Raw genomic sequence first — 26,536 nt, forward strand, 5'->3', positions numbered from 1 at the left:
TTCCGCTATGCTTCAATCCACGAAAGGACGTTCCATGACCAACCGCTCCATGCTGTTGCTTCTCACTGCGCTGGGCGCAGTGGCATCGCCTTCTTATGCCCATGTCTTCGTGCAGAGCGGTCCGGCTACGGTCGGCGGCTCCTATCGCGCAGTGCTCGCCGTGCCGCATGGCTGCGGTGCCTCGCCAACGACGAAGATCACCGTGCAGATTCCGGAAGGGATGATCGCAGTGAAGCCGATGCCGAAGCCGGGCTGGACCATCGCCGTGAAGAAAGGCGCCTATGCGCAGTCCTACGATTTCATGCACGGCATGAAAGCGTCGGAAGGCGTCAAGGAAATCACCTGGACCGGGAAGCTCGACAACGACTTCTATGACGAGTTCGTGTTCTCGGCCTATCTGCCCGCCGCATTGAAGGCCGATGCACCGCTGTATCTGCCGACGCTGCAGAGCTGCGAGCAGGGCTCGGAAGACTGGGCGCAGATCCCGGCCGCGGGGCAGGATCCGCACAGCCTGAAATCACCGGCGCCAGCCATACGCCTTGCCGCGGCATCACCACATGATGCAATGGCGCAGATGGCCGGCATGGTCCATGCGGGCGACCTGATGATCATGACGCCCTGGACGCGGGCCACACCGCCCGCGGCCAAGGTGGCTGGTGGCTATCTCACCATCACCAACAACGGCAAGACCAGCGACAAGCTGCTCGGTGGCACATTCACCGGCGGCAGCCGCATCGAAGTGCATGAGATGAGCGTGACCGATGGCGTGATGAAGATGCGTCCGCTCAATGAGGGGCTCGAGATCAAGCCCGGCGCCACCGTGAAGCTCGAGCCCGGCGGCTATCACCTGATGCTGATGGATCTCGCCAAGCCGTTCGCCAAGGGCGACAAGGTGAAGGCGCAGCTGCAGTTCGAGAAGGCTGGCAAGGTGGACATCGAACTCGACGTCAACGCCGTCGGCGCGTCGGCACCAGCCGGCGGCGGACACGCGCACTGATCACGTCGAGATACTGCGCACCGCACATGTTGCGGTGCGCATGATGCCTACGACCAGGCCGCGATTGTATCGGGTGTATCGTGGCGTTAGTGCAGCCGGGGAGCTTTCAGCATCTTGGAGCGGTCCGTCGATACCAACTCGACATCGAATGTATCGCCACCGCGATAGAGCGTCAGCGGCACGTCGACACCGGCCGGACCTAGCGCCCAGAGCGCGCGATAGAATTCGACGGAATCGGATACCTCCTCACCGTTTACGGCAAGAATCACGTCGCCGGTCTTGAGCTCGGCCCGGGCCGCCGGGCCCTTCCTGGCGATCCCGACAACGACGACCTTGTCCTCGACCTCGGCGGCATACAGCCCGAGCCACGGCCGCGGCGGCTTGTTGGCACGACCATAGGTCTTGAGATCGTCGAGGACCGGCTTCAGCAAGTCGATCGGCACGACCATGTTGAGATGTTCGTTCTTGCCACCGTGCTCGCGCTCGATCTGCAGCGAGCCGATGCCGATCAACTCGCCTTTGGCGTTGATCAGGGCGGCACCGCCCCAGTTCGGATGCGCCGGATGGGTGAAAATCGCGTCGTCGAGCAGGTATTCCCAATAGCCGGCGAATTCCTGTGTCGCGGCGATCTTCCCGGCCACGGACCGCGTGCGTCCGCCGACGCCGCCGACCACCACGCGATCGCCGATCTTCGCGCTCGCCGACTCTCCGAGCGGCAGCGGCGCGATGTCGATCTCGCCGAGCGCCTGCACGAGTCCGAAACCGCTTTCCTGATCGACGCCTAGCGCCGTGCCCTGCACCACGCGACCGTCGCCGAGATGTACCCAGATCGTTTCGGCCTCAGTGATGAGATAGCCGATGGTGAGAATGAGACCGTCACCGATCAGCACGCCATTGCCGGCGCGCTCGGTGCCGAGCGTATCTGCCGTAAAAGCATCTTCCGGGATGATGCAATGCAGCCCAACCACCGCCTCCAACGCCTGTTCGAGGTCGAATCCGTAATCCTCAGCACGCGGCTGCACGCCCGGGGGCACTTTCCACTCGGTCAGTGAAGGCATGCAAAATCTCCTTTGTCCGGAATGGGTGGCCCCCGCCATATAAGAACCGATCGCGGACGTGGAAGTCCAGCCTGTGAACTTAGCGGCCCCGCGGCGTTTGGTTACGCACCGGGACGTTGTGCGAGCCACGTCAGCAGCACCGCATTGACCTCGCGCGGATAGCAGTGGCTGAGATCGTCGATCTCGCGATAGGTGACATCGGCACCGGCGATCGTGAGCGCCTGCTGTGCCTCGCGCGCGGTCTGCACCGGAAACATCCAGTCGAGACGGCCATGGACGAGATGGATCGGCAGGCCGCGCAGGCGATCTGCATCGGCAAACTGCGCCATCAGTGGATGGAAGGTGGAGGCCACCGGCGCCAGATGGGTGAAGGGCGACTCGGCGCGGAGGCCGCTGACATAGCAGAAGGTGCCGCCATCGCTCATGCCGGTCAGCAGCAATTGCGCGGGATCGATATGCCAGCGCGACTGCACCAGATCGAGAATGCGCGAAAGATTCGGCGTATCGGCATCGTCGCCCATCAGCGCCCAGGTGCTGCCGATCGCCGTCGGCGCGATGAGTATCGCGCCAGAGCTGCGCGCATCGGCGAGCCAGCTCCACAAGAAAGCCCGGCCGTTGCCGCTGCCGCCATGCAGCGCCATCACCAGCGGCCAGGCACGATCCGGCGTGTAGGTTTCCGGCACATACATCGAGAAACCGCCGCGACGTCCGGGCTCGCCATCATGAATGACGCCGGTGTTCTCTGCCGAAGGCAATGCCAGTCGTTCAAGCAGTGCCGTGTTCTCGCGCATGTCAGGCGGAAGAAAGAACGTACTCACAGGCGGCAGCCGCGCCACCGTGGCATAAAGCGATTCCTGCGCGCGCGTGGCGTGGCGCAATGCACGAAACACCATCGGCAGATCGCCGCCGGGCTGCTGGGCCGCGCGCAAGCCGGTAAAGGCTGTCAGCGCCGCGTCGCTCGCCGCATCGAGATGTGCCCGCAGATCGCTAAAATCATCCGGCCATGCGTTGAGCTCTGCGCGCACCGCCTTGAGCGCCTGATCAGGCTCGCCCACCGCTTCCATGACGGCACCGAAAGTCGGCGGATGCAGATTGCGCGCAACGAATTGCAGCGCCTCGAGCGACTGCAGCAGGGGCGGCAGCAGAACAACGATATCGTCGACGACTATGTCGCTCATCGGAAGCTCCGGGCAGATCGTTTGGCCCCATCAATCCAGGACCGAGCGAGAAGCCAGAGACCATACTGATACGACGGCAAAGCGGCCATCACCGCGCCCGGCGAAAGATCTGTCAGCCCCAGTTACAGATCATCCAAGTCACTCACTTTCGGCAAGATCGCTGCGATGCAACATTGAAATACCATAGACTTCTCGATTTTGTATACATATACAAAATTCATGAGCATTAGCCCGATCGCCGCCAGGCCCTATCTGAGAGACGAAGTCTATACGGCCCTGAAAGTTCGACTGGGGGTGCGTGCGGCCGGCCTCACGGCCCCCTTGCGACTTCGCGAAGAGGAGCTTGCGGCAGAGCTCGGGGTCAGCCGGACGCCCGTACGTGAGGCCATGCGCAGGCTCGAGCAGGAAGGGCTGATCACGTTTCGCCCGCGCCGCGGCGCACGGCTGATGCCGACATCACTGCCGGAATATCTCGAATGGCTGTCGATCCGAGAAATGCTGGAAGGTCTGGCAGCGCGCGAAGTGGCCCTCAACGGTGCGAATGATGTCGCGCTCCGCCTGCAGGCCGTGTTCGCCGATTTCGATGAGGCCGGCGCGCTGGCACGCCCCGCCGAATATGCCGCTGCCAACACCGCCTTTCATGCGCTGATGATCAAAGAGAGCGGCAACGCCCTGCTCGGCAAAACATGGGACTCATTCGGCCATCTGAAAATGGCGGGACTGCGCTTTATCGAGCGTCTCAATCGCGGCTCGCAATCGTTTCATGAGCACCACGACATCATCGACGCGATCGCGCAGCGCGATCCCGACCGCGCGGAAATGCTCGCACGACGGCATGTCCGTTTGCTGCGCGACCAGGCAGCGGCGTCGTTGAAAGAATTTGACCTCCCCGGACAGAATGAGACCACACCATGATCTTCCTCACTTTTGCAGCCGCAGACGGACCGCATCTGGGCCTCTTGATCGACGACAATGTTCTCGATCTGACGAAGGCGTGGCCGGATGGCCAGGCCTCCGCGCCGCGCCATGTCGGCGATCTCGCGGAAGCCGGCGAGGCGGGGCTCGCCATCGTGCGTGGTCTCGCATCCACCGCGAACGCCGCGAACCTTGTTGCGCTGGCATCGCTGACGCTGATGGCACCGATTCCGCGGCCGAAGAAGAACGTTTTCTGCGTCGGCCGCAATTACAAGGATCATATCGACGAAGGCATGCGCGCGCAGGGCAAGGCGCCCGCGCCGCTGCCAAGCGTGCCGGAATTCTTCACCAAACCGCCGACCGCCGTGATCGCTTCAGGTGAAACGATTCCGCAGCACGCCAATGTCACCGAACAGCTCGATTACGAAGTCGAGCTCGCCGTCATCATCGGCAAGCCGGGCAGCAGCATTTCCGCACAGAACGCCTTCGATCATGTGTTCGGCTATTCGATCATCAACGATATCACCGGCCGCGACATGCAACGCCGTTACGGCCAATGGTTCAAAGGCAAGGGCCTCGATCGCTCCTGCCCGTTCGGGCCGGTTGTGGTCCATGCGTCCGCGCTGCCGAATGTTGCCGACATCAGGATCTTCAGCACGGTCAATGGCGAGGTACGTCAGGACAGCCGCACCAGCCGCATGATCTTCGATATTCCAGCCATCATCGAACATCTGACGCGCGGTCTCACGCTGGAGGCTGGAGACGTGATCGCCACCGGAACTCCGTCCGGGGTCGGCTATGCGATGACGCCGCCGCGCTTCCTGCTCAAGGGGGATCGCGTCACGGCCGAGATCGAAGGCATCGGCATCCTGTCCAACAGCATCGTGGCCTGACACGGCAACGCACTCGCCAATAACAAGGAAAACAACATGAGTGAATCCCGGACATTCCGCGTGCAGCGCGCGACGTCGGACTTTCGCTGGCCGAATGGCGCACGCATCGGCATCGTCTTCAACCTGGCCTATGAGGCCTGGTCGCCCGGCAAGGCACCGGGCATCGGGCCGATGGGTAACGTGTTGCAGCCCGGCTTTTTCGATACCAACGCACATTCCTGGGCAAGCTACGGCGCCGTGCGCGGCATCCAGCGCCTCACGCGCATCGCTGCCGCGAACGATGTGAAGACCAGCATCATGGTCAACGGCGTGCTGGCCGAAACCCACCCGACAGTGCTGAAGGAGCTTCATGCCGCTGGTCACGAGATCGTGGCGCATTCCTATGGCATGGATGTCATCCCGGTCTATTTCGACGAGGCCGGTGAGCGCGCCAATATCCGCCGCACCGGTGACCTCATCGCCGCCGTCACCGGCGAACGTCCGAAAGGATGGATCAGCCCACGTGGCACCGGAAGCCTGATTTCGCCAAAGCTGCTCGCTGAGGAAGGCTATGTCTGGTTCGGCGACTGCAATGACGACGACCTGCCCTCGATCATCACGCAGAAAGATGCGCCGGAACAACGCATCGTCGGCATTCCGCTGACGATGGACGTGAACGATCTGCCGCACAGCATCCGCTACGGCAATGCGCCGGCGACGCTGATCGATCAGTTCCGCGCAATCCTCGACAATGCAAACCAGGCCGACGCGGCACCGTTCATGCTCGATGTCACCGCGCACACCCATGTGTTCGGTCGGCCCGCAGGCGCGTGGGTTTACGACGCCATGATCAAGCTGGCGCGCAAGCGCGACGATGTCTGGATCGGCACGCGTATGGAGATAGCCGAATACGCGCTGGCGCAGGGCCGGTGGTTCAAGGACGAGGTGTTCTGAACCACGCCCGTTGAGGAGGCGCAAAAGCCTCCCGAAAAAAACATCGAGGAGGAATATCATGACGCACTTCTTCAAGCGCGCATCCAGCGCGGTCGTCATCACCGCAGCGCTGCTGACGGCGATCGGTCCCGCCGTCGCCCAGCAGCCCTACCCGGCGCAGCCGGTGCGCCTGCTCGTCGCTTTCGCGCCGGGCGGCCCAGCCGATATCATCGCGCGCATTGTCGGACAGAAACTGAACGACCTGTGGCGCGAACCCGTCGTAATCGAGAATCGCGGTGGTGCCGGTGGCAATATCGCGGCTGCCGCCGCTGCAAGGGCCGAACCCAATGGCTATACCGTGCTGGTGACTACAAGCGCATTCGCCGTCAATCCGAGCCTGTCGGCAAAGGCCGGTTATTCGCCGGACGAATTCAAGACCGTGGTGGTCGCGGCGACCACGCCCAATCTGATCGTCGGCGCGCCTAGTCTCACAGCATCGACCCTGCGCGAGGTGATCGCCTCTGCCGCCAAGGAAAACTTCACCTATGGCACCGCCGGTGTCGGCACCACGCCGCATCTGTCGGCCGAAAAAATATTCAGGCTCAACGCCAAGGCCAACATCGTACATGCGCCGTTCACGGGTGCAGGTCCCGCGCTAAACGCGGTGATGGGCGGTCACACGCCTCTGGCCAGTGTCGCCTTGCCCGCGGCGATGGAGCTGGTGAAGGGCAAACAGGTCAAGGCACTGGCCGTGACAAGCCGCGAGCGCATGCCATCGCTTCCGGATGTCCCGACCGCGCGCGAGCTCGGACTGAGTGACGACGAGGATGCAACCTGGGTGGCATTCCTGGTGCCGGCCAAGACGCCGCAGGCAGTCATCGACAAGCTCAACGCCGACGTGAACAAGACGCTTGCAGAAGCAAGTGTTCGCGAACAATTCGACCGCATCGGCTTCGCGGCCGTTGGCGGCTCGGTGACCGACTCCCAGAACTATGTGCGCGGAGAGATCACCAAATGGGGCGATATCATCCGCAAGCTCGAGCTGAAGCAGGAATAGCGGGCTTAGCGTAGCGCCCGACGCCTACGGATCCAGTTCCGTATCCCAGTAGAGATAGTCCAGCCAGCTGCCGTGCAGATAGTTCGGCGGAAACAGCCGGCCGTTGCGATGCAACTGGTGCACCGTCGGCGCGAACGCCGTCTGGCGCGGGAACATGCGCGCCTGCTGAGTCGTCATATTGCCCTTGCGGAGATTGCAAGGAGAGCAGGCCGCAACAACGTTCTCCCAGGTGGTCTGGCCACCCTTGGAGCGTGGGATGATATGATCGAAGGTCAGATCGTCATGCGAGCCGCAATACTGGCAGGAGAAGCGATCGCGCAGGAAAACGTTGAACCGGGTGAAGGCGGGATGCGTCGTCGGCTTCACGAACGACTTCAGCGACACCACGCTGGGCAGCTGAAATTCGAACGAAGGACTCCGCACCGCGTGATCGTAGTGCTCTACGATATTCACACGGTCGAGAAACACTGCCTTGATCGCGTCTTGCCACGACCACAGCGACAGTGGGTAGTAACTCAGCGGCCGGAAGTCCGCATTGAGGACCAGAACCGGCCAACCGCCTTGCGAGACATGTGCGTTCAAGTAACGCTCCTGACCCCCACATATGGCTGCGAAGCAACCTGTCTCCACATACTACAGGCAGCGTGACAGGGTTGTGAAGGGCATAGGGCAGACCTTATCCCCTCACAAAAGCGCCGCGTTGGGTCGCTTTTCTGGGAACTGCGGGTGGTCTGTCGCAGCGCCTGCCGCTAAACCCCGTGGCGCGCGCCCGGTTCGCGGCCGCAAATACCGGACGCTGCCCGATGGTCCCATCCTCCCGCTATCTCGAGGCCCCGCAACGGCTGCGCGCCTTTGTCCGTGCGCATGAAACCAGCCTTGCGATTCTGGCAGCGCTGATCGGCGTGATCGGCGGTCTCGTGGTGGCCGCCATGAGCGCTGCGGTCAGCGTTCTTCACGCGGTGTTGTTCAATCTGGAATGGGGCCAGCGGCTCTCCAGCCAGTTCTGGATCGATCCGGTGCGCGCGATTCTGGTTCCCACCTTTGGCGGGCTCCTGCTGGGCGTCGCCTTCCTGTGGCTTTTGCGCTGGCGACCGGCCCGCGAGGTCGACCCCATCGAGGCCAACGCGCTCCATGGGGGGCGGATGTCGTTCCGCGGCAGCATCATCGTCGCGCTGCAAACCGTGTGGTCCAGCGGTGTCGGGGCCTCGGTCGGCCTCGAGGCCGGCTATACCCAGCTCGCCAGCGGGCTCGGTGCCTCCATCGGGCGCGCCTTCCACCTGCGCCGCGGCGACCAGCGCGTGATGGTCGGCTGCGGTGCGGCGGCCGCGATCGCCGGCGCATTCGGTGCGCCGCTGGCCGGCGCGTTCTATGCCTTCGAACTGGTGATCGGCGGCTACACATCGGCGAGTCTGATGCCGGTCGGCATCGCCGCGGTGATTGGCTATTTCGTAGCCCATGCCTTCGATCCACTGTCGCTTGGCGTCGTTGCCGGCCGGTTCGGCGACGTGCTCGGTCATGATCTCGCAGTGGCGGCCTTGCTCGGCGTGTTCGCCGCGACCTTCGGCATCGGCATCATGCGTGTCGTCGCCTGGACCGAAGCGCTGCTCACCAAAATCAAACTGTGGCCGCCGCTGCGTCCGGCGCTGGGCGGGCTGCTGGTCGGGTTGATGGCGCTGCTGACGCCGCAAGTCATGGCATCCGGACATGGCGCGCTGCATTTCGGCGGCATGACGGCCTATCCGGTCGCATTGGTGGCCTTCGTGATGGCGCTGAAAACGCTCGCCTCGATCGTCTCGCTCGGCACCGGTTTTCGTGGCGGTCTGTTTTTTGCCACGCTGTTTCTCGGCGCGCTCGGCGGCCATCTGTTCGCGGTCGGCTTCAACGCGACCGGCATCGGCTTCACCATCGACCCCGCCGTCTACACCATCATCGGCATGAGCGCGCTGTCGGCCTCGGTGATCGGCGGGCCGCTCACCATGTCGTTCATCGCGCTCGAATCCACCGGCAATCTCTGGCTCACCACCGCGGTGCTGGTCGCCGTCATCATCTCCACCCAGATGACGCGCGAGCTGTTCGGCTACTCCTTCGCCACGTGGCGCCTGCATCTGCGCGGCGAGACCATCCGCAGCGCCGCCGACGTGGGCTGGATCCGCGATCTCACCGTCAAGCGTCTACTGCGCCCGGACGTCCCGACCGTCGACTCCACCATGCCGCTCGACGAATTCCGCGAGAAGTTCCCGCTCGGCTCGAAGACCCAAGTCGTCGCCGTCGATCCCGAAGGCCGCTATGTCGGCCTCGCCATCGTCGCTGAAGCGCATTCGCCGGATGTGGCAGCGTTCCGGCTCGACAGCCTGCTGCATTGTCGCGACGTCGTCCTGCATCCGGACATGAACATCCGCGACGCCATGGTGGTATTCGAGGGCGCCGAAGCGGAATCGCTGGCGGTGGTCGAGGCCGAAAGCCACCGCGTGCTCGGCACGCTCTCGGAAGCCCACGCAACACGGCGCTATGCCGAAGAGTCCGAGCAGCGCCGCCGCGAAGCCCTCGGCGAGATGTGATGGTCCGCCGTTAGCCGTCCGCGAGCGACAGCATGTGCCCCTGATCGGGCGGCACCCGGCCGGCCAGTGTATCGCGATAGATATTCTCGACGGCGACAGGGCCACGGTTCTCGGCAACCGTGAGCGACTGTTCCAGCAGCGGCAAGAAGCCCGACCACGCCGCGTTGAAGCGGGTATCGATGCCGCCCGGTCCCCATTCTTTGGCGCGTTTGCGGATTTGGTCCGGCGCGAAGAACCATGAGGGCTTGGCGCCGGGAAGCTCTTCATCCACCGCTGCATCCTGATGGGTGAGCCCGACGCGCCCGCTATAAACGAGTTTGTCCTTGAGGTGCCGATGCAGCCGGCCGCGCAGGTCGGCATTCCCGGCCATATCGACGAAGGCCACCGGCTGATCGGCGGGCAGCGTATCGATATGATCGTAGAGCACGACATCGTCGTAGCAGCCGAGCGACCGCACGAAATCGGCGTTGCCCGTTGATGTGAGTCCGATCACACGAACCGGCTTGCGCTTGCTGTGCAGCAGATGCGCAAGACCGAAGGCTGTCTTGCTGGAGGCACTGGAGAGAATGACAGTGCGTGCACCGAAGAATTCCTCCTCGGCGAGAAAATCATCGACCAGGAACGAGAGCATGAAGAGCGGCCGCAGCAGCGCCTGATAGTCGCCATTGCGCCCGGCAAAGGCCGGGTCATCCGTCACCCGCGCATAGGCATTGTAGACCGGGGCCACGCCCTGCCGATGCGCCGCGCCGTCGCGCAGGCCGCGCTTGCTGACATCCGCGGCCTCGATCACCAGATGCGAGGCCATCGGGAAATAGCCGAACAGCCGCTCGCCTTCGGCGATCTGCGGGTGCATCGACGCGATCACCCTGCCAAAACCCCAGACCGGAATATTGCCGAAACCATCAGGCGCCTTGAACAACTGCCAGTATTTCATGACGTCGCCCAGCATCGCATAAGTGACGTTGTTCGCGGTGAAAGCGAAGCGTTCGACCTCGACCGGAAGGCAATCATCGGACAGCTCGTCCAGTCGCGGCAGCGACATCTGCACCAGCGCGGTGTTCTGAAAATTATTCTTGGCTATGTTGAATTGCGTATACGCGTTCATGATCGAACTCCGCTGCGTTTCCCTGCAGCGATCATTCCTTTCACCAATGTCTGTTTTGCGACAGCGGAGTTGTTTAAAACAACGTCCGTTTCAAACGCTGTTCGACTACACCGTGGGAACCGTGCCGCCGTCGATCACGAATTCTGCACCAGTGATTGATGCCGCGCGCGGCGATGCCAGAAATGCCACGAGGTCCCCGACTTCGTGCGGCCTGGCCGGGCGTCCGAGCGGAATACCGCCGAGCGAATCCATCAGCATTCTCTGCGCGCCCTCATAATCGGTGCTGTTCTCGTCGGCGATCGTCTGCACCAGCCCGACGGCGGCCTCGGTTTCCACCTAGCCCGGCGAGACGCGCACCACGCGGATGCCTTTCGGGCTAACTTCCTTTGATAGCGCCTTGCTGTAGTTTCCGAGTGCCGCTTTCGCTGCCGCGTAGGCCATCGTGGCATCGTGCAACGGCAGCACACGCTGGATCGAAGTGACATGAATGATCACGCCGGATTTCTGCTCCAGCATCGACGGCAACAGAGCGCGATCGAGTCGGACGGCAGCATAGAGATTCAGGTCCATTGCGCGCTGCCAAGCGGCGTCATCGAGCTTTGCGAAACCGCCCGCAGACGCGGACGACCCGCCAACGACGTGGACAATGATATCGATGCCACCGAGGCGCTTCAGGACCGCGTCGGCGAGCGCCGTGCACCCGTCGGCGGTGGCAACGTCAGCAACGACGAAGCCGGCATGGTCCGGCATGCCGGCCGGCCTGTTGCGCGCTGTCGTGAGCACCACTGCACCCTGTGCCAGCAGGCACGCGACGACGGCTGCACCAATACCTTTGGTCCCACCGGTCACGAGCGCCCGCTTGCCAGCAAGTTCGCCGCTCGCCTGATGATTTGTCATCGTCCAGTTCCTCGTTTTCACATCCGCACAGCGCGGCGCATTGTCTGCGAGGGAAATGCGGATATGTTTGCCGAATGACAAGAACGCACGAGAAAGTGGGGGACTTACCTCCAGGTAAGGAACCGTGGACTGCAACGACCGCATCGGACGGGATCGAGCAGTCGCTGAAGATGATCGGCGGACGCTGGAAGCTGGAAATCCTGTTTCGTCTGTTCGGGGGCCGAATTTTGCGCTTCTCTGAACTCGAACGCGCAATCCCTGCGGCCTCGCAGAAGATGCTCGCGCAGCAATTGCGGCAGCTCGAGGCCGACGGCATTGTTCGACGCGTCGTGCATGCGCAGGTGCCTCCGAAGGTTGAATATGCGCTAACGGATTGGGGCGAGTCTCTTTGCCCTTCGCTCGACGCACTGCTCACATGGTTCGCATGGAAGCCAGCGTCCGACGCCGCAGTATCTGCCATGGGGACATCCACCTCGCCTCCTGCCGAGGAATAGCCTGGCCCGCGCAGTCGATGCTGCGGCCCGCGACGTGTTCACTTCGCCGGTTTGCCGATCACGCCTTCGCGCTTCTTGATGGCGTGATAGTAAGCCCACCACAGATGCGCCGCGGCGCCGCGCAGCGGACGCCATGGTTCTGCCAGCGGCGCCATCTGTTTCACGGTCGGACGCTCCTTGAGACCGAGCCCGACCTTGATGGATTCCTGAATGGCGACATCGCCCGCCGGCCATGCGTCGCCATGGCCGAGACAAAACAGCAGATAGACGTCGGCCGTCCATGGTCCGATGCCGTGCAATGCGACCAGCGTGTTATGCGCAGCGTCGGCGTCTTCCTCGGCGAGCACATCGAGATTCAACCGCTCCTCGACGAGTTCGCGCGCCAGCGCCTTCAATGTCTTGATCTTCGCCGCCGACAGGCCAAGCCGGCCCAGGCGATCGGTACGCGCCTTGCGGATGGCGTGATGATCGAATGGCGAGAAGGCGCCGGAGACGCGTCCCCAGATCGCCGAAGCCGATGCCACCGAGACCTGCTGCCCGCAGACGATCTGCGCAAGCCCTTCGAAGCCCGGCGCACGTTGCCGCAGCGCCGGCATCCCGGCCATGGCCAGGATCGGTTTCAGCCGCGGGTCGAGCTTCACCAGCTCCATAACGGCGGCGTCGAGCACGGATTGATCGGTAAGATGAACGGTCATGATCCCCAAGGATCACCACGGCGTGACCGCAAGATCAATGCTGCCAATGAATGCGCTGCGGCAATAGCGCACCATGCAACCGGGAACCAAAGCCCCGGACGTCGCGTTGTTTGGGTTCAATGGAGGCTACCGCTATGCGGACGTTTTTTGGAATGATCCTGGGTGCACTGATCCTGGGCATCGGCGTTTACATCTACGATTCGATGTCGAGCTCGTCAGTGGCGAACGGCCAGACGGCGCAGGAGCGCCGGACGATCGTCAACTGGGATGTTGCTGCCAATGAGTGGGAAGCACTGAAGACGCGCACCAAGCAGGATTGGGCCAAGCTCACCTCGCAGGTGAAATCGTAAGCACATCAGCAACGAGAAGACTGGTTACGCCGATCAAAGATGCCCTCGCCGATGAGCGGGGGCATTTTTCTGTCTTGAACGTGCCGACTTTTACTTCTTCGCAGCCGCGGCCTTACGCGCATCGGCGATCGCGAGAACGAATTGTTCTTTGGTGATCGGCCCGGGAATGCGGAACTTGCCGACGATAAAGGATGGCGTGCCGTTAAAGCCGAAAGCCGTCGCCTGCTCATCGATCTGCTTCAGCTTGGCAACGATCGCATCCTGATTTTTCTGCAGATCGGCGACGGCGCGATCGACATCGATACCGGCCTTGGCGAGCCGGTCACGCGCGATCGCTTCCGTCAGTTTGGTATCGAGGCTGATCAGGGCGTCTTGCGCCTCGATGAACTTGTTCTGGTATCTGGCAGCGAGCACGAGACGGGCCGCATAGACGGACACCGGCCCGAGGATCGGCCAGTCCTTCGACACCAGGCGAACCTTGCCGTCTTCCTTCACCAGGGCGTGCAGGTCGGGGGCGATCTTGCGGCAATAGGGGCATTGGTAGTCGAAATATTCGACGATGGTGATGTCGCCCTTCGGGTTACCGGCGGCCGGGATGTCCGGATCGCGGAGTACCGCGGCTTCGTTAAGGACGTCTTCGTCCTTGGCGGCACCAGATGCCGCGAGGACCTTGCCGGACGCGCCGAGCAGCATGGCGCCACCGAAAAGCCCGAGCGCAGCGCGGCGCGTCGTGGCGGTCTTCGAGGTCTCGCGGATTGCGGCGGTCATGATGTTCTCCGAAGACGCATCATGCGCCAGCGCTCAGGTGATGTAGATGTTGCGGGCCAACATATAGAGCGCCACGACGATAATGATAGACGCAAAAACGGTATTCAACGCGCCCCGCCGCAGCGACAGATGCCGCGCCAGGCTGGTTCCCAACAGTCCGCCGAGCAGACCACCCAGAATGAACACCAGCGCAAGTTTCCAGGAGATCAGCCCGGACCAGGCATAGCTCGATGCCGTGGTGAGACCGAATGCGGTGACCGCCACCAGCGATGACGAGATCGCACTCATGATCGACATGCCCGTGGCCGCCATCAGCGCCGGCACGATCAGAAAGCCGCCACCGATTCCGAAGAAGCCGGACAGCGCGCCGGTGACAAGACCCAGCGCAAGCAGCGAAGGCGTGTTCGACATGCTGATCTCGACGCGGTGCTCGCCGACTTGGGCGCGCGTCTTCAGCATCAGCACGGCGATCACCAGCATCAGGACCGCGAACAGCGCCAGCAAATTCTGCCCGTCCACCTGCTTGCCGAGAATCGAGCCTCCGAGCGCACCGGCGATTCCTGCAGCAGCAAACACCAGCGCGCAGGACCAGTGCACATTGCCCCCACGCGCATGATTGCCGAGATTGACCGCCGCATTGGCGGCGACCGCAATGGCGCTGGTGCCGATCGCGACATGGGGCTCGGGAACGCCGACAACATAGACCATCAGCGGCACAGCGAGGATCGAGCCGCCGCCACCGACCAGGCCGAGCGAGAAGCCGACCAGTGCGCCCGAAGCCAGGCCGAGCGCCCCCTGCATCACAGTCATCATGAACGGCTGATTCTCATCTTCTCATCTGAGCATGATCTTTCGAAAAAATCAGTGTCCACTTGTTCGGATCATGCGCGCAACGGCGTGACCATAATGACCTTTCCGGCCCGGCTCCATGCAGCCGGCATCACAAATCCGCCTGCCGGGAAAACGCTGTCGTGAGCATCAGCGCACCAGCAGGGTGACGGCAAGCGGAACCAACAGGGAGGTCACCAGCGCATTCAGGCTCATGGCGATGCCAGCAAAGACGCCGGCCACGGCATCCACCTGAAAGGCCCGTGCGGTGCCGATCCCATGCGACGCCAATCCGACGGCAAAGCCACGGGCGCGATAGTCGCTGATGCCCATGCGGTTCATCATCGGCGTGACGATGATCGCCCCCATGATGCCGGTCAGCACCACGGCCACCGCGGTCAGCGATGCGTCAGCGCCGAGCGACTCGCTGATGCCCATGGCGACGCCGGCGGTGACCGATTTCGGCGCCAGCGACAGCACCACATTTTGCGGCAGGCCGAAGGCCTTTGCCAGCAACACCACCGAGACGATTGCCGTGGCACAGCCGACCACCAGCGCAGCGAGCATCGGCACGATCGCTGCCGCCACGACCTTGCGATTCTCATAGAGTGGCACCGCGAGCGCCACGGTCGCCGGACCGAGCAGGAAGTGCACGAATTGCGCACCGCTGAAATAGGTCGTGTAGGACGTCCCGGTCATCAGCAGGAACACGGCGATGATCCACATCGAGTGGAACACCGGATTGGCGAACGGATGCCGGCCGGTCGCCAGCGACAGCGCATCCGCCGTCGCATAGACCAGCAGCGTCACGGTCAGCCAGAGCAGAGGCTGCTGCGAGAGATAGACCCAGAGTGAGAACGGATTGGCGGTCATCACGCGCTCCGCCCGCGTGTCATGACCCGGCTGATGATGAGGAACGTCGCCACCGTCACCAGCAACGTGATCACGACCGAGATCGCCAGAACACCGACGATGGCCGTGCCATGTTCGGCCAGCAGATCGAGCTTCTGCACCACGCCGACACCGGCGGGAATGAACATCAGCGACAGATGCGCGAGCAGGCCCTTCGCGGCATTCTCCACGCCGCCGCCCTGCAGCGGCCCCTGCGCAAATAGCGCGGCACGATCACGCAGCAACAGCAGAACGAGCAGCAACAGCATGCCGAGCACCGGGCCGGGCACCGGCCATGCAAAAGCGCGCACAGCGATCTCGCCAGCGAGCTGGCACAGCAGGATCAGGGATAGACTGGCAATCATGGGGACTCCGCGGGTGACGGATCGTTATCGCCCGCGAAGCAAGTGATGTCGATCAACCCCAGCGCGCGGCTGATCCGATCAGGCGGCACCCTTCAGCTTCTTGGTGCATTCGCTGTAGTAGCCGCCGCCTTTTTCGATCCACTTCATGCCGCCATTGGCATTGGCGGCCTTGTTGGCATTGTACTGATCCACGCAGGTGTGCATCCGCGCCTTGCCGGCCGTCTCCTTGGCGTATTTCGGATCGACCGCCGACGGGAAGGTGGCAGGGCCTGCCGGAGCCGCAGCTGTCGTCGCTGCCGGCTTGGGGGCTGCAGCAGGTTTGGGAGCCGCTGCGGGCTTGGCTTCAGCAGGCTTGGCTTCGGCAGCCTTCGGCGCCGCGGTTGCAGCAGGCGCAGCGGCGGGCGTCGTCGCAGCGGCATCGGTCCCGCATTCGGCTTTGCGGAAGTCATTCCATTTCTGGCCGTTCAGCGTGCCGGCGGTCTTGGCCGCCTGATATTTTGCACTGCATTCAGTCGCGGTGAGTGCATGGGCCGGACTGAAAGCAAGCAAAGCAAAACTGGACACTGCAATCGCGCAGGCGAATTTGACAGGCATTGTCATGGCGTTCTCTCCCTTTGCTACACAAAGTAAAAGTAGACGATGGCATCCTATCGCTACCGCTGCATGTGGCAACGACATCGCAGCTCCCCGCGAAAAATTATCGTGATCGCACCATCAGATATATTTGAACTCATTCACCTGCCGTTCAGCCCGGCGCGCCCACCCTGTCCTCCCTGTTCAATTCGAGGTGCTGCCATGATCCGATTCGCTTCCAGCCTAGCTACCGCTGCCGTCGCCTCCTTCCTCCTGGTCGGCGCGGCCACCGCTCAGACACCTGCGCCGGCGGCCACCAAGACTGCGCCCGCCAAGGCGGCCCCCGCCGAGAAGATGGCGCCTGCGGACAAGACAGCCGAGAAACCCCGCACCGCAGCGTCACTCGAATGTTCGAAACAGGCCGATGCCAAGGGCCTGCATGGCACCGAGCGCCGTAAATTCCGTTCTGAATGCAAGAAGACCACGAAACCGAACTAAACTCTCGTCATGCGCCTGTCCCTCGCCCGGAAAGCGAGGGACAGGTAGACCACACTGCATTTGTCGACAGGTGCGGACTTTGCCATAAAGCGGGCTCCTTCAGCTTTCCGTGCAAATGGCCATCGCTCTTCCCAGCTCCCTGCAGATCCGCACCACCCTTGAGACCCTCGTCATCGGCACGACCGGCGGCGCGCTATTCTATTGGGCGGAATTGCCGGGCGGGCTGATCTCCGGCGCGATGATCGCGGTCGCGGCTTACGGCATCTTCGGCCGCCCGGTCGGCCTGCCGCAGCCGATGGCCCATGTCATTCTGATGACACTGGGCCTGTCGCTCGGCTCGATGGTGTCGCCGGAAATGGTGCACAATCTCAGCGCCTATCCGGTGACTATCGCGCTGCTAGCGCTGGCCACCTTCTGCGCCACCTTCGGCAGCAGCATCTATCTGCAGCGCGTTCATGGCTGGGACCGCACCTCGGCGCTGCTGGCTGGCAGCCCCGGTGCGCTGTCGCAGATCATCATGCTGGCCACCGAGCGCAATGCCGACGTGCCGGGCATCGCCGTCGTGCAGATTTTTCGCGTCATCATCCTGACCGGCATGGTCCCGCTGCTGCTCGCCGCCACCGGCCTGATGGGTCATGGCCCGCTGCCGTCGCGCGGGCCGGAAGCCTCGCCGCTGGCGCTCGCCGAACTCGCCGCCGCGGCCATCGCCGTCTCGCTGTTCATGCGCTGGATCAAATTTCCGGCGAGCTGGATGTTCGGCGCGATGATGGCCTCGTCGGTCCTGCACGGCACCGGCTGGGTCCACGGCACGCTGCCGCAATGGGCCTATATCACGGCTCTCGTCGGCATCGGCAGCCTGATCGGCTCGCGCTTCGGCAAGATCTCGCCGCGCACTATTCTCAGCCACGTCTGGGCGGCGCTCGGCTCGTTCGCGGTCGCCATCGCCATCTCGTCGGTGTTCGTGACGATCATCGCGCTGACCACGACTGTGAAACTGAGCGATGTCGTCGTCGCTTTCGCGCCCGGCGCCATGGACGCCATGCTCGCACTGGCGCTGACGCTGCATATCGATCCGGTGTTCGTCGGCGCGCATCATCTGTCGCGCTTCATCTATGTGTCGATCGTCACGCCCGGAATCGTGCATCTGTTCGGCAAGGCGCAGGACGATATCGACGATTGATCTTCAGTCGTCGCAGACACCGATCGAAACAATGGAATAGATCTAACAAATATGAGCGCCTTGCAGTGATTGCAGACATTTGCGTCGCAAGGTCTAGACGTATTCTACCGCGCATCGTAGTGCGCCACGAAACCAATCAAGTTAGACGCTCGATCAAGCTGGCGTGACCAGCATCATCGAGGCGTTGAAATGAAATTGAGAACAAGAAAATCGACGAAGCAGACTGCACTGCTTTGCACCGTCAGTGTGATAGCATTGGCGACGGATCTTCCGCGCGATGCATTCGCGCAGGCCAGCCTGCCGCCAGTCACGGTGGATGCTCCACAGCCGCAACGCGCGCGCAGCACGACAGCAACGAGATCACAGACATCGGCACGCGCAACGCGACGCACACGCACGACGACACCGCAGATTTCACCCGCGCCATCGGTTAATGAGCGCATCTATAGCGCCGACAACAACAGCTATGTCGCAGGTCAGGCCAGTTCGGCGTCGAAGACGAATACGCCGCTGATCGATACGCCGCGTTCGGTGAGCGTCATCGACCGCAAGGAGCTCGATGACCGCGGCGTCACCAGCATTCCGGAGGCGGTTCGTTACACAGCCGGCGTCACCACCGGCGGCTTCGGCTACGATCCGCGTTTCGATCAGATCTATGTCCGCGGCTTCTCGACGACGACGCTCGGCGACTTCCGCGACGGACTGAAGCAGTTCCCCTCCGGCTTCACCACATTCCGGACCGAACCCTATCAGCTTAACAGCGTCGAGGTGATCAAGGGCCCGGCTGCCGTGCTCTATGGACAGTCCGTCCCCGGCGGCCTCGTCGATCGCCGATCGAAATTCCCGGTCGAGAATCAGGTCAACGAGATTTCATTAGAAGGCGGCACCTATGGCCGCATGCAAACGGCGTTCGACATCGGCGGTGCCAGTTCCGACAAGTCGCTGCTGTACCGCCTGGTGGGCCTCGGCCGCGCCGGTGAGACCAATTACGATATCGCAGACGAGCGGCTGATGCTGGCGCCATCGATCACCTGGCGACCGACCATCGACACCACGCTGACCGCATATGCCATCTTGCAGAAGGACGAAACCGACGCCAGCGTCGCCATGCTCAATCGCGACGGCCAGCTGGTGAACGTCAACGGCACGACCATCAAGCTGCGATCGAGCGATCCGAAATACGACTATCTGCGGCAGCAGCAGGCGCAGGTCGGCTACAAGCTCGAGCACCGCTTCGACGACGTCTTCACATTCCGTCAGCACACGCGGTTCGGTGTGCTGCATGCGGAATCGCGCTATGTCAGCGGCAGCTTCGCGACGCCAACATCGACCGTCTATGACCGCGGTGCCGTAGCCGTCGGCGATGACCAGACGAGCTGGCAAACCGACAATGCGCTGCAGGCCGACTTCGCCACCGGCCCGGTCGTCCACCGCACACTGTTCGGCGTGAATTACGATCACAATACCTGGGACTTCAAGCTCGGCCTGGGCGCGGTGAATCCCGGCTATGCGCTCAACATCTTGAATCCTGTCTACGGCATTGCCGGGCCAACCCCGGGTTATACGTCCGGTTCGCGTTCGACGCAGGAACAGGTCGGCGTCTATCTGCAGGACCAGATGCGACTCGGCAACTGGCACCTGTCGGTCAGCGGCCGTCAGGACTGGACCGATCGCACGCAAATCAATTCCTATACGGGCGCCGTCACAGGCGCGCGCAACGACAACGCGTTCTCCTACAGCGCCGGCCTGCTCTATCACTTCGAGAACGGCATCGCGCCCTATGTGAGCTATGCGACCTCATTCCAGCCGGAGACCTCACTCGGCCTCGACGGCATCGTGCTGGCGCCATCCGAAGGCGAACAAATCGAAGGCGGCGTGAAGTATCAGCCACGGCCCGACGTGCTGCTCACGGCGTCGATCTACGACCTCAAGGAGAAGAACGCCGCCAAGCTCGCCGGCTATGTCAACGGCATCGCCTATTATGCCTCGGTCGGCGAAATCCGCGTGCAGGGCTTCGAATTCGAGGCACGCGCACGACTCACGCCGGAACTCGAAACGGTGACGGCCTACACCTATTCCGACGCGGAGATCACCAGGAGCTCGATCGCGACCGAGCTCGGCAAGACCCCTGCAGTGACGCCGAAGCACACCGCATCGAGCTGGATGAACTACACCTTCCTGAACGGTTCGCTTGAAGGCCTCGGTCTCGGTGCAGGTGTCCGTTATATCGACGCGACCTGGACGTCGAACGACAACACCTCACGCAACAACGGCTATACGCTGTTCGATCTGGCCGCGCGTTACGATTTCGCCAAGCTTGGACCGAAGTTTGCGGGCTATCAGGCCTCGATCAACGCCAACAACGTCGCCGACGAGCAGGTTGCAGTCTGCAATTCCGGCTACTGCTATTTGAGCCAGGGACGCACGGTGATCGGCACGCTGCGCTATCGCTGGTAGCGGTGCCTCAGCGGCCAGGACCGGCGGCGGATCAGCGCCGTGCGGTCTTGCCGGCGCCCCACAGTGCGATCGCCGCCATCGCCAGCGAGATCAGCACATTGTAGCCGGCCAGCGACAGGCCTAGGAAACGCCACTGCACCTCGTCGCAGCGAATCACCTTCACGGTGTCGAGGCGCTCCAGCAGGCTGCCGGCCTTGCCGAGATCGACCACCGGACCCGAACAGTCCGTTGGACCCTGCCAGAATGTCCATTCGACGCCGGTGTGATAACCGCCGAGCACCGCATTGGCGAGCGCCGCCAGCGCCAGCACAACGAGGCCGGTCACAACCAGGCCGCGCGGCGCGTCCCTGGCGGCAGCAATCGCCACCAGCACCGCCAGCGGAATCGCGAGATAATAGGCATAGCGCTGTTCGAGGCAGAGCGGGCACGGCCGGATATCCAGCACCAGCTGGAAGAACCAGGCCCCCGCCAGCGTCGCCAATGCAATCAGACCGACCGCCAATGCAGCGACCAGCGCCGGGTTCGACGACGCAGGCGTGGAGGTGTGTGCGGTCTGGGCAGGCACGGTGCTCTCCGGAGTGGCTGCTGCGTCCTATCCCGGGCTCACCAGCCTGTCGAGGCAGCCCCGATCACACTGGAGTGTGCGCGGCGGCCAATCTGGCCAAACCGCAGGTTGACCCGCCCGGAGCGCCCGCTATATTCCGCCCGCTTCGCGCCCCCGGTCTCCGGCCGGCGTCCGAAGGCCCCTGTGGCGGAATTGGTAGACGCGCTCGACTCAAAATCGAGTTCCGCAAGGAGTGCTGGTTCGATTCCGGCCAGGGGCACCAACAGCTCATCAGCAATAATCCGTTGACGACGGGCTATATTTCCGAAAAGCGCGTCACCCGCAAATGACGACTGGAGGATTTGTCCTCACGCCGGCAGAGGTGCGGGCTCCGCTTTCGCCACCGGCATCGGCCTGAATGTCATTGCAATCAGGAAAGCGCCGAGCCCCATGATCCAGGAGCCGATATAGAGCCAAGCGTAGCTGGCGAACGCGTCGTAGATCAAACCTCCGGCGAGAGGTCCAGTCGCCATGCCAAGGCTGCCGGCCATGGCCGTTCCGCCGATCACCGTGCCCATCATCCGCAGCGGAAAGTTTTCGCGTGCGAGAACGGCGTAGAGCGGCATGGTGCCGGCGTAGATGAAGCCAAAGACCGCCGCCACGGTGTAGAACCCGCCGAGCTCACGCACGAAGACAAAACCGAGCGCCCCGAACGCCTGGGCGAGCAAGCCAAGGACCAGTACACGCTTGGCGCCAAAACGGTCGCCGAGCAGGCCGAAGGCGATACGGCCGCCCATCCCTGCCAGACCCTCGACGCTATAAATCGTGACCGCAGCGACAAGCGGTATGCCGCAGCTGATCGCGTAGCTCACAGTATGGATGATCGGCCCAGAATGCGTGGCACAGCAGAAGAAATTCGTCAGCAGCAGGATGATGAACTGTGGCGAGCGTAGCGCCTGCGCGCGCGACATCTCTGCCCGCGCCGGCTCGGCGGATGGAGCGGAAGGCGCGCACTCCAGCGCCGGCGCGCGGCGCACCAGCAGCGAGACTGGAATCATGATCGCGGCCACGACGAGGGCCACGATCTGCATCGAGGTGCGCCAATCGTGGTTCGAAACGAGCCAGGCCGCCAGCGGCGACATGGTCATGGGCGCCATGCCCATCCCCGCCGAAACCAGCGAGACGGCCAGGCTGCGATGCGTATCGAACCAGCCGGTGACCGTCGCCATCATCGGCGCAAAGATCGCGGCGGTGGCGCCGCCGACCATCAACCCGAAGACAAATTGAAATGCGACCAGAGATGTCGCGAGGCTCGCCAGCACCAGGCTTGACGCGAGGACGACCGACCCGGTCAACACCACCGGGAGTGGCCCCAATCGGTCGGACAAGGTGCCCCAGATCATGCTGGTGACAGCCATCGCGAGGAAGCCAATTGTCATGGCGCTGGATATACCGGTGACCGACCAGCCGGTATCCCGCGCGATCGGCTGCAGGAACACCGGCAACGAAAACATGCCGCCGATCGCGACGCAGCCCAGAAGGCCGCCCGCGGCGACGATTACCCAGCGATAGTGAGAATTGGTCATTCCTGGTCTCCACTTCAGCGGTCTTAGAGTGGAAGACGCACGGGACGGGCCGGAGCCGACAGGCCGACGGCCAACGCAGCTCACGTTTTTGCGAGCGCATACAGTTGTTCGTTGCCGCGATGACAGTGATCTTGCGGGCCAGTGGACCGATTCGGTTGATCGCTGACGAGAACATCTCTTGTCGATCGGCGGTTTATTAAGTCTAACAGGCTCAGACTGCCCCGAGGCGTCACTGGGGCTTCATGCGTGCGAGATCGAAATGCCCGGCCTGAGCAGACGAGCCATCCTGAGGGGAGGCGCGGCGTCGATGATGCTGCGCTCCGGTCCATTGGCCGCGCTGCCGCTTCCCGGCCCGTCCGATACCTTCACCGACAGCGTCGGCGTCAATGTGCATATCAGCAGCGAGCCATATGCGAGTCATTTCGACCGGTTTCACGATCTGCTTGCGGCATCAGGCATTCGCCATCTGCGCGACGAGTTGCGACCTAGCAACGATCTCGATCGCTGGCGCGCGCTGAACAAACGCTCGAACATCCTGTTCAATGTTGTGGTGTCGCCGGCGACCAACACCGTGCCGGAGATGATGACCTATCTCGCCGCATTGGGCATCGAGCGCGTCTCGGCGATGGAGGGCCAGAACGAGGGCAACAGCGACTGGTTTCTGTCGCTGCCGCTGGCGAAGCCGGGCTGGAGCAATGTCGTCGTGAACTATCAGCGCGAGGTGCACCATGCGCTGCGCGCGCGATATGCGGCGACGGAGTTGCCGCTGCTGTCGCCAAGCGTCATCAACTGGAAGCCCGCCGACGTCGCGCTGCTGCGCCCGGCCGCGCAGTTCAGCGATGCCGTCGCGATCCATTCCTATGTACAGAAGGCGCAAGAGCCGGAAACAACCAACGATTACGCCGCCGTGTCCTGGTATCTGCACAATATGCGCGACGCGTTCAAACCCGGCGCACCCGCACTGGCAACCGAATGCGGCTATTGCAATGTCGTGAAGCCCGGTACCTCCGGCGTCTCGGAAACGGCGGCGGCGCTCTATCTGCCACGGCTGCTGCTCAACAACTTCCGCCTCGGCATTCTCCGGACATTCCTCTACGAATTCTTCGATGGCGGTACCGATCCCAATGACGGAGAACATCATTGGGGCCTCGTCCGCAATGACGGCTCGCCGAAGCCTGGCTACCATGCGATCCGGAATCTCCTGTCCGCACTGAAAGGCGCACGCCGCGCCAACAACGATCCGCCGCTACGCGTGGCATCCACGGCACCGGACCTGCGGCATATCGCGTTTCAGGATGCGCAGGGACAACCGCTGCTTGCGGTATGGCGCGCGGTGCGCTGCTGGAATGTGGAGAAGGCTGAAGACATCCCGGTGCCCACGGAGCCGCTCGACATCGCCGTCGATGGCCCTGCCGCTTCGCTCTCCTTCAACCGTCCGAATGACGATGCCGAGTGGCGCCGCGTGCCGGTGACCGACGGGCACACGACGATCCCGCTGGACGGGCGCGTGGCGATCATCCGGCGTTCCAGCTGAGCTGGTATGAGTTGCTGTGGCTTGAACCACCCCGCCGCGCTTTGTATCCTGAAACTGCGTACGAACTGACGGTGAGCAGCAAAGTCTTTCAGACAAGGTCTTTTAGACTCTGCGGTCCGGCCAAGCATACGACAGCTTCGCCTTTTGCTCCAAAATATAACGGATTCTCCCCCATATGGACTATGCGCCTTCCGCTCCGGCCCTTGCGGCCGAGACGCACGCTTTTCAGGTTCTGCTCGAAGATGGCGCCACAGCCAGCATACGCGTTTATGGAAAAGGTCCACGGATCATCTGCAGCCATGGCAATGGCCTCGCCATCGATGCTTTTCAAAGCTTCTGGCGCCTCTTCACGGATGACTATGAGACCGTGGTGTTCGACTTCCGTCATCACGGCCGGAGCAGTCCGTATCGCCAGCCCATCCCGCATGTCTGGCCGCAGCTCGTCCGCGACTATGAGGCGATCATGCAAGGGATCGCGCGCGAACTCGGCGCGGCGCCGAGCCTCGGTGCATTTCATTCGATGAGCGCACTGACGACCCTGCTGCATGCCGCCGAATATCAGACGCCGTGGATCGGCATCGTCGGCTTCGAGCCGCCGGCGACGCCGCCAGCGAGCTATCCGGAGTTCCAGAGTTTCCGCACGGAAAATGACAGGCTCGCCGGACGCGCTGCGCAGCGTCGCGCCACCTTTCCGAACGTGCAGGAGCTGTTCGAGTCCTATCGCCGCAGCTCGGCATTTGCCGGCGTCGACGATGCCGGACTGCAGGCACTCGCCGCATCCACGCTGCGCTCGAACGACGACAGCCTGCTCTATGAACTCGCCTGCGCCAGGGAATTCGAGGCCAGCATCTTCACCATGCAGGATCTCCCGGGCGCTTGGGAGCGGATGTGCAGCGTCAGGCTGCCGGTGCAACTCGTCGCCGGTGAACCAAAGACGAGAACCAGCCCGTTCGTCGACATGGAGCGTGCCTTCGCGCGCGATGGCGGCTTTGCCTTCACCACCGTGCCTGACGCCTCGCATTTCATGCAGATGGAAAAACCGGCCGAATGCGCCGCAATCGTCCGCGCCTTCCATGCGGGCCTGACCTGACCGCTCGGGAGTAACGCCGGGCTGCCATGCCGGCCGCGCAACCGGCTGGCAATCCGCCCCAGCCATGCCCACATGGCAAGGGCAATGGGAGCCGTTTCATGACCGCACTTTCGATCCTCGACCTCGTCCGCGTTACCCAAGACACCGATGCGCGCGGCGCGCTCGACAATTCCCGCGATCTCGCCGGTCATGCAGAGCGCTGGGGCTATCAGCGTTTCTGGGTCGCCGAACATCACAACATGATCGGCATCGCCAGCGCGGCGACCTCGGTGGTGATCGGCCATATCGCAGCGGGGACCAAAACCATTCGCGTCGGTGCCGGCGGCATCATGCTGCCGAACCATGCGCCCATCGTCATCGCCGAACAGTTCGGCACATTGGCGCGGCTGTTTCCCGGCCGTATCGATCTCGGCCTCGGCCGCGCACCCGGCACCGACCAGACGACCATGCGGGCGCTGCGCCGCTCGCTGCAGAATTCAGACAATTTCCCGCAGGACATCCAGGAGCTGCAGGCCTATTTCGCTCCGGCCGGCCCGAACCAGCGCCTGCAGGCGGTGCCTGCCGCGGGCACCGACGTGCCGCTATGGATCCTCGGCTCCTCGACCTATGGTGCGCAGCTCGCCGCGGCGCTCGGCCTGCCCTACGCTTTCGCCTCGCATTTCGCGCCCGACCAGTTGCTGCAGGCCCTGCAGATCTATCACCAGCACTTCGAACCATCCGAACAGTCGACGAAGCCGCATGCGATGGTCGGCGTCAACATCATCGCCGCCGACACCGATGCCGAGGCCAAGCGGTTATGGACTACGCAGCAGATGTCGTTCACCAACATGTTCCGCGGCACCCGCGGGCTAAGCGCGCCGCCGATCGACGATATCGAGACCTACTGGGCGCCGGCCGAGAAGATGCAGGCCATGGGCATGCTGCGGCGCTCGATCATCGGCTCGAAGGAGACGGTTCGCGCCGGCATCGCTGCGCTGGTCGAGGAGACGGGCGCGGATGAGCTGATGATCGTCTCGGACGTCTACGACCACGCCACGCGGCTCAAGTCCTATGAGATGATCGCCGAGGCGGCTGCGGGTCTCACCAAGACACCGGCTGAAGCGACCGGCTGAA

At 63.0% G+C, this 26,536-nt stretch carries 26 protein-coding genes, 1 tRNA gene and 1 pseudogene; 15 read left to right on the plus strand and 13 right to left on the minus strand.

Translation table 11 applies throughout. The features are described from left to right. Positions 1–34 precede the first annotated feature (34 nt). Positions 35–997, plus strand: coding sequence for a DUF1775 domain-containing protein (locus HP556_RS04000; protein WP_246297390.1), 963 nt, complete (start codon positions 35–37; stop codon positions 995–997). 86 nt (positions 998–1,083) lie between these two features. Here HP556_RS04000 and HP556_RS04005 read toward each other — a convergent pair whose 3' ends face one another. Together HP556_RS04005 and HP556_RS04010 are read right to left on the minus strand one after the other, a co-directional pair. Beyond that, positions 1,084–2,055, minus strand: coding sequence for a S1C family serine protease (locus tag HP556_RS04005; RefSeq protein ID WP_120287257.1), 972 nt, complete (start codon positions 2,053–2,055; stop codon positions 1,084–1,086). A gap of 101 nt (positions 2,056–2,156) precedes the next feature. After that, positions 2,157–3,233: a carboxylesterase family protein gene (locus HP556_RS04010; RefSeq protein ID WP_175366003.1), complete on the minus strand. Its 1,077-nt coding sequence runs from the start codon at positions 3,231–3,233 to the stop codon at positions 2,157–2,159. 219 nt (positions 3,234–3,452) lie between these two features. Between HP556_RS04010 and HP556_RS04015 the strand changes: the two genes are divergently transcribed. Genes HP556_RS04015 through HP556_RS04030 form a run of 4 tightly spaced genes read left to right on the plus strand, consistent with a single transcriptional unit; the run spans position 3,453 to position 7,010 of the window. Continuing rightward, positions 3,453–4,148: a GntR family transcriptional regulator gene (locus HP556_RS04015; RefSeq protein ID WP_175366004.1), complete on the plus strand. Its 696-nt coding sequence runs from the start codon at positions 3,453–3,455 to the stop codon at positions 4,146–4,148. Next, positions 4,145–5,041: a fumarylacetoacetate hydrolase family protein gene (locus HP556_RS04020; RefSeq protein ID WP_175366005.1), complete on the plus strand. Its 897-nt coding sequence runs from the start codon at positions 4,145–4,147 to the stop codon at positions 5,039–5,041. The genes HP556_RS04015 and HP556_RS04020 overlap by 4 nt, the downstream gene beginning before the upstream one ends. Before the next feature lie 36 nt (positions 5,042–5,077). Next, positions 5,078–5,974, plus strand: coding sequence for a polysaccharide deacetylase family protein (locus HP556_RS04025; protein ID WP_175366006.1), 897 nt, complete (start codon positions 5,078–5,080; stop codon positions 5,972–5,974). Positions 5,975–6,032: 58 nt separating this feature from the next. After that, on the plus strand, positions 6,033–7,010 hold the full coding sequence (locus HP556_RS04030; protein ID WP_175366007.1) for a Bug family tripartite tricarboxylate transporter substrate binding protein: 978 nt from the start codon (positions 6,033–6,035) through the stop codon (positions 7,008–7,010). Positions 7,011–7,034: 24 nt separating this feature from the next. On the opposite strand, the gene HP556_RS04035 is transcribed toward HP556_RS04030, so the two are convergent. Next, the gene (locus HP556_RS04035; protein WP_089267641.1) at positions 7,035–7,592 is read right to left on the minus strand and encodes an HNH endonuclease; all 558 of its coding nucleotides are present in this window, start codon (positions 7,590–7,592) and stop codon (positions 7,035–7,037) included. 221 nt (positions 7,593–7,813) lie between these two features. Between HP556_RS04035 and HP556_RS04040 the strand changes: the two genes are divergently transcribed. After that, positions 7,814–9,568, plus strand: coding sequence for a chloride channel protein (locus HP556_RS04040; RefSeq protein ID WP_175366008.1), 1,755 nt, complete (start codon positions 7,814–7,816; stop codon positions 9,566–9,568). Between the two features lie 10 nt (positions 9,569–9,578). Here the strand turns inward: HP556_RS04040 and HP556_RS04045 are convergent, their stop codons facing one another. Both HP556_RS04045 and HP556_RS04050 read right to left on the minus strand, forming a co-directional pair. Next, a complete protein-coding gene (locus tag HP556_RS04045) occupies positions 9,579–10,673 on the minus strand; it encodes a DUF2855 family protein (RefSeq protein ID WP_175366009.1) in 1,095 nt (364 codons plus the stop codon). 105 nt (positions 10,674–10,778) lie between these two features. Continuing rightward, a pseudogene (locus tag HP556_RS04050) lies at positions 10,779–11,570 on the minus strand (SDR family oxidoreductase). 74 nt (positions 11,571–11,644) lie between these two features. On the opposite strand from HP556_RS04050, the gene HP556_RS04055 reads away from it, so the two are divergent. After that, positions 11,645–12,064 (plus strand): winged helix-turn-helix transcriptional regulator, encoded by a 420-nt coding sequence (locus HP556_RS04055; RefSeq protein ID WP_175366010.1) that lies wholly within the window; start codon positions 11,645–11,647, stop codon positions 12,062–12,064. Positions 12,065–12,102: 38 nt separating this feature from the next. Here the strand turns inward: HP556_RS04055 and HP556_RS04060 are convergent, their stop codons facing one another. Further along, a complete protein-coding gene (locus HP556_RS04060; RefSeq protein WP_175366011.1) occupies positions 12,103–12,759 on the minus strand; it encodes a DNA-3-methyladenine glycosylase family protein in 657 nt (218 codons plus the stop codon). A 134-nt stretch (positions 12,760–12,893) separates the two neighbouring features. Here HP556_RS04060 and HP556_RS04065 point away from each other — a divergent pair, with 134 nt between their 5' ends. Then, on the plus strand, positions 12,894–13,109 hold the full coding sequence (locus HP556_RS04065) for a hypothetical protein (protein ID WP_175366012.1): 216 nt from the start codon (positions 12,894–12,896) through the stop codon (positions 13,107–13,109). Positions 13,110–13,199: 90 nt separating this feature from the next. Here the strand turns inward: HP556_RS04065 and HP556_RS04070 are convergent, their stop codons facing one another. The 5 genes from HP556_RS04070 to HP556_RS04090 all read right to left on the minus strand — a co-directional run bounded on the left by HP556_RS04070 (position 13,200) and on the right by HP556_RS04090 (position 16,561). Beyond that, positions 13,200–13,877: a DsbA family protein gene (locus HP556_RS04070; RefSeq protein WP_175366013.1), complete on the minus strand. Its 678-nt coding sequence runs from the start codon at positions 13,875–13,877 to the stop codon at positions 13,200–13,202. Positions 13,878–13,910: 33 nt separating this feature from the next. After that, the gene (locus HP556_RS04075) at positions 13,911–14,690 is read right to left on the minus strand and encodes a sulfite exporter TauE/SafE family protein (protein ID WP_068729255.1); all 780 of its coding nucleotides are present in this window, start codon (positions 14,688–14,690) and stop codon (positions 13,911–13,913) included. A gap of 165 nt (positions 14,691–14,855) precedes the next feature. Next, positions 14,856–15,578, minus strand: a complete 723-nt coding sequence (locus HP556_RS04080) for an LrgB family protein (protein WP_089267646.1) — start codon at positions 15,576–15,578, stop codon at positions 14,856–14,858. After that, a complete protein-coding gene (locus HP556_RS04085; RefSeq protein WP_175366014.1) occupies positions 15,578–15,961 on the minus strand; it encodes a CidA/LrgA family protein in 384 nt (127 codons plus the stop codon). Before HP556_RS04085 ends, HP556_RS04080 begins: the two co-directional genes overlap by 1 nt. Before the next feature lie 78 nt (positions 15,962–16,039). After that, the gene (locus tag HP556_RS04090; protein WP_175366015.1) at positions 16,040–16,561 is read right to left on the minus strand and encodes a hypothetical protein; all 522 of its coding nucleotides are present in this window, start codon (positions 16,559–16,561) and stop codon (positions 16,040–16,042) included. Between the two features lie 195 nt (positions 16,562–16,756). Here HP556_RS04090 and HP556_RS04095 point away from each other — a divergent pair, with 195 nt between their 5' ends. The 3 genes from HP556_RS04095 to HP556_RS04105 all read left to right on the plus strand — a co-directional run bounded on the left by HP556_RS04095 (position 16,757) and on the right by HP556_RS04105 (position 20,669). Continuing rightward, positions 16,757–17,032, plus strand: coding sequence for a PsiF family protein (locus HP556_RS04095; RefSeq protein WP_089267649.1), 276 nt, complete (start codon positions 16,757–16,759; stop codon positions 17,030–17,032). 115 nt (positions 17,033–17,147) lie between these two features. Continuing rightward, entirely contained in the window at positions 17,148–18,212 is a 1,065-nt protein-coding gene (locus HP556_RS04100) for an AbrB family transcriptional regulator (protein ID WP_175366016.1), read from the plus strand. A 255-nt stretch (positions 18,213–18,467) separates the two neighbouring features. Further along, positions 18,468–20,669 (plus strand): TonB-dependent siderophore receptor, encoded by a 2,202-nt coding sequence (locus tag HP556_RS04105; protein WP_175366017.1) that lies wholly within the window; start codon positions 18,468–18,470, stop codon positions 20,667–20,669. A gap of 31 nt (positions 20,670–20,700) precedes the next feature. Here HP556_RS04105 and HP556_RS04110 read toward each other — a convergent pair whose 3' ends face one another. Next, positions 20,701–21,234 (minus strand): disulfide bond formation protein B, encoded by a 534-nt coding sequence (locus tag HP556_RS04110; RefSeq protein WP_175366018.1) that lies wholly within the window; start codon positions 21,232–21,234, stop codon positions 20,701–20,703. Positions 21,235–21,411: 177 nt separating this feature from the next. Between HP556_RS04110 and HP556_RS04115 the strand changes: the two genes are divergently transcribed. After that, a tRNA-Leu gene (locus HP556_RS04115) sits at positions 21,412–21,496 on the plus strand. Positions 21,497–21,581: 85 nt separating this feature from the next. On the opposite strand, the gene HP556_RS04120 is transcribed toward HP556_RS04115, so the two are convergent. Continuing rightward, a complete protein-coding gene (locus HP556_RS04120; protein WP_175366019.1) occupies positions 21,582–22,799 on the minus strand; it encodes an MFS transporter in 1,218 nt (405 codons plus the stop codon). 307 nt (positions 22,800–23,106) lie between these two features. On the opposite strand from HP556_RS04120, the gene HP556_RS04125 reads away from it, so the two are divergent. The 3 genes from HP556_RS04125 to HP556_RS04135 all read left to right on the plus strand — a co-directional run bounded on the left by HP556_RS04125 (position 23,107) and on the right by HP556_RS04135 (position 26,535). Continuing rightward, complete coding sequence (locus tag HP556_RS04125) at positions 23,107–24,333, plus strand: hypothetical protein (RefSeq protein ID WP_175366020.1); 1,227 nt, start codon at positions 23,107–23,109, stop codon at positions 24,331–24,333. Between the two features lie 175 nt (positions 24,334–24,508). Further along, on the plus strand, positions 24,509–25,423 hold the full coding sequence (locus HP556_RS04130) for an alpha/beta fold hydrolase (RefSeq protein WP_175366021.1): 915 nt from the start codon (positions 24,509–24,511) through the stop codon (positions 25,421–25,423). A gap of 98 nt (positions 25,424–25,521) precedes the next feature. Then, entirely contained in the window at positions 25,522–26,535 is a 1,014-nt protein-coding gene (locus HP556_RS04135) for an LLM class flavin-dependent oxidoreductase (RefSeq protein WP_175366022.1), read from the plus strand. Position 26,536 lies beyond the last annotated feature (1 nt).

It is taken from the genome of Tardiphaga robiniae (assembly GCF_013359755.1).
In the GTDB taxonomy this organism is placed as follows: Bacteria; Pseudomonadota; Alphaproteobacteria; order Rhizobiales; family Xanthobacteraceae; genus Tardiphaga; species Tardiphaga robiniae.

Bases quoted from the DNA above. Each gene is read 5' to 3' on its own strand.
- HP556_RS04000 (WP_246297390.1), top strand. From the start codon at position 35: ATGACCAACCGCTCCATGCTGTTGCTTCTCACTGCGCTGGGCGCAGTG.
- HP556_RS04005 (WP_120287257.1), bottom strand. From the start codon at position 2,055: ATGCCTTCACTGACCGAGTGGAAAGTGCCCCCGGGCGTGCAGCCGCGT.
- HP556_RS04010 (WP_175366003.1), bottom strand. From the start codon at position 3,233: ATGAGCGACATAGTCGTCGACGATATCGTTGTTCTGCTGCCGCCCCTG.
- HP556_RS04015 (WP_175366004.1), top strand. From the start codon at position 3,453: ATGAGCATTAGCCCGATCGCCGCCAGGCCCTATCTGAGAGACGAAGTC.
- HP556_RS04020 (WP_175366005.1), top strand. From the start codon at position 4,145: ATGATCTTCCTCACTTTTGCAGCCGCAGACGGACCGCATCTGGGCCTC.
- HP556_RS04025 (WP_175366006.1), top strand. From the start codon at position 5,078: ATGAGTGAATCCCGGACATTCCGCGTGCAGCGCGCGACGTCGGACTTT.
- HP556_RS04030 (WP_175366007.1), top strand. From the start codon at position 6,033: ATGACGCACTTCTTCAAGCGCGCATCCAGCGCGGTCGTCATCACCGCA.
- HP556_RS04040 (WP_175366008.1), top strand. From the start codon at position 7,814: ATGGTCCCATCCTCCCGCTATCTCGAGGCCCCGCAACGGCTGCGCGCC.
- HP556_RS04045 (WP_175366009.1), bottom strand. From the start codon at position 10,673: ATGAACGCGTATACGCAATTCAACATAGCCAAGAATAATTTTCAGAAC.
- HP556_RS04055 (WP_175366010.1), top strand. From the start codon at position 11,645: ATGACAAGAACGCACGAGAAAGTGGGGGACTTACCTCCAGGTAAGGAA.
- HP556_RS04060 (WP_175366011.1), bottom strand. From the start codon at position 12,759: ATGACCGTTCATCTTACCGATCAATCCGTGCTCGACGCCGCCGTTATG.
- HP556_RS04065 (WP_175366012.1), top strand. From the start codon at position 12,894: ATGCGGACGTTTTTTGGAATGATCCTGGGTGCACTGATCCTGGGCATC.
- HP556_RS04070 (WP_175366013.1), bottom strand. From the start codon at position 13,877: ATGACCGCCGCAATCCGCGAGACCTCGAAGACCGCCACGACGCGCCGC.
- HP556_RS04075 (WP_068729255.1), bottom strand. From the start codon at position 14,690: ATGATGACTGTGATGCAGGGGGCGCTCGGCCTGGCTTCGGGCGCACTG.
- HP556_RS04080 (WP_089267646.1), bottom strand. From the start codon at position 15,578: ATGACCGCCAATCCGTTCTCACTCTGGGTCTATCTCTCGCAGCAGCCT.
- HP556_RS04085 (WP_175366014.1), bottom strand. From the start codon at position 15,961: ATGATTGCCAGTCTATCCCTGATCCTGCTGTGCCAGCTCGCTGGCGAG.
- HP556_RS04090 (WP_175366015.1), bottom strand. From the start codon at position 16,561: ATGACAATGCCTGTCAAATTCGCCTGCGCGATTGCAGTGTCCAGTTTT.
- HP556_RS04095 (WP_089267649.1), top strand. From the start codon at position 16,757: ATGATCCGATTCGCTTCCAGCCTAGCTACCGCTGCCGTCGCCTCCTTC.
- HP556_RS04100 (WP_175366016.1), top strand. From the start codon at position 17,148: ATGGCCATCGCTCTTCCCAGCTCCCTGCAGATCCGCACCACCCTTGAG.
- HP556_RS04120 (WP_175366019.1), bottom strand. From the start codon at position 22,799: ATGACCAATTCTCACTATCGCTGGGTAATCGTCGCCGCGGGCGGCCTT.
- HP556_RS04125 (WP_175366020.1), top strand. From the start codon at position 23,107: ATGATGCTGCGCTCCGGTCCATTGGCCGCGCTGCCGCTTCCCGGCCCG.
- HP556_RS04130 (WP_175366021.1), top strand. From the start codon at position 24,509: ATGGACTATGCGCCTTCCGCTCCGGCCCTTGCGGCCGAGACGCACGCT.
- HP556_RS04135 (WP_175366022.1), top strand. From the start codon at position 25,522: ATGACCGCACTTTCGATCCTCGACCTCGTCCGCGTTACCCAAGACACC.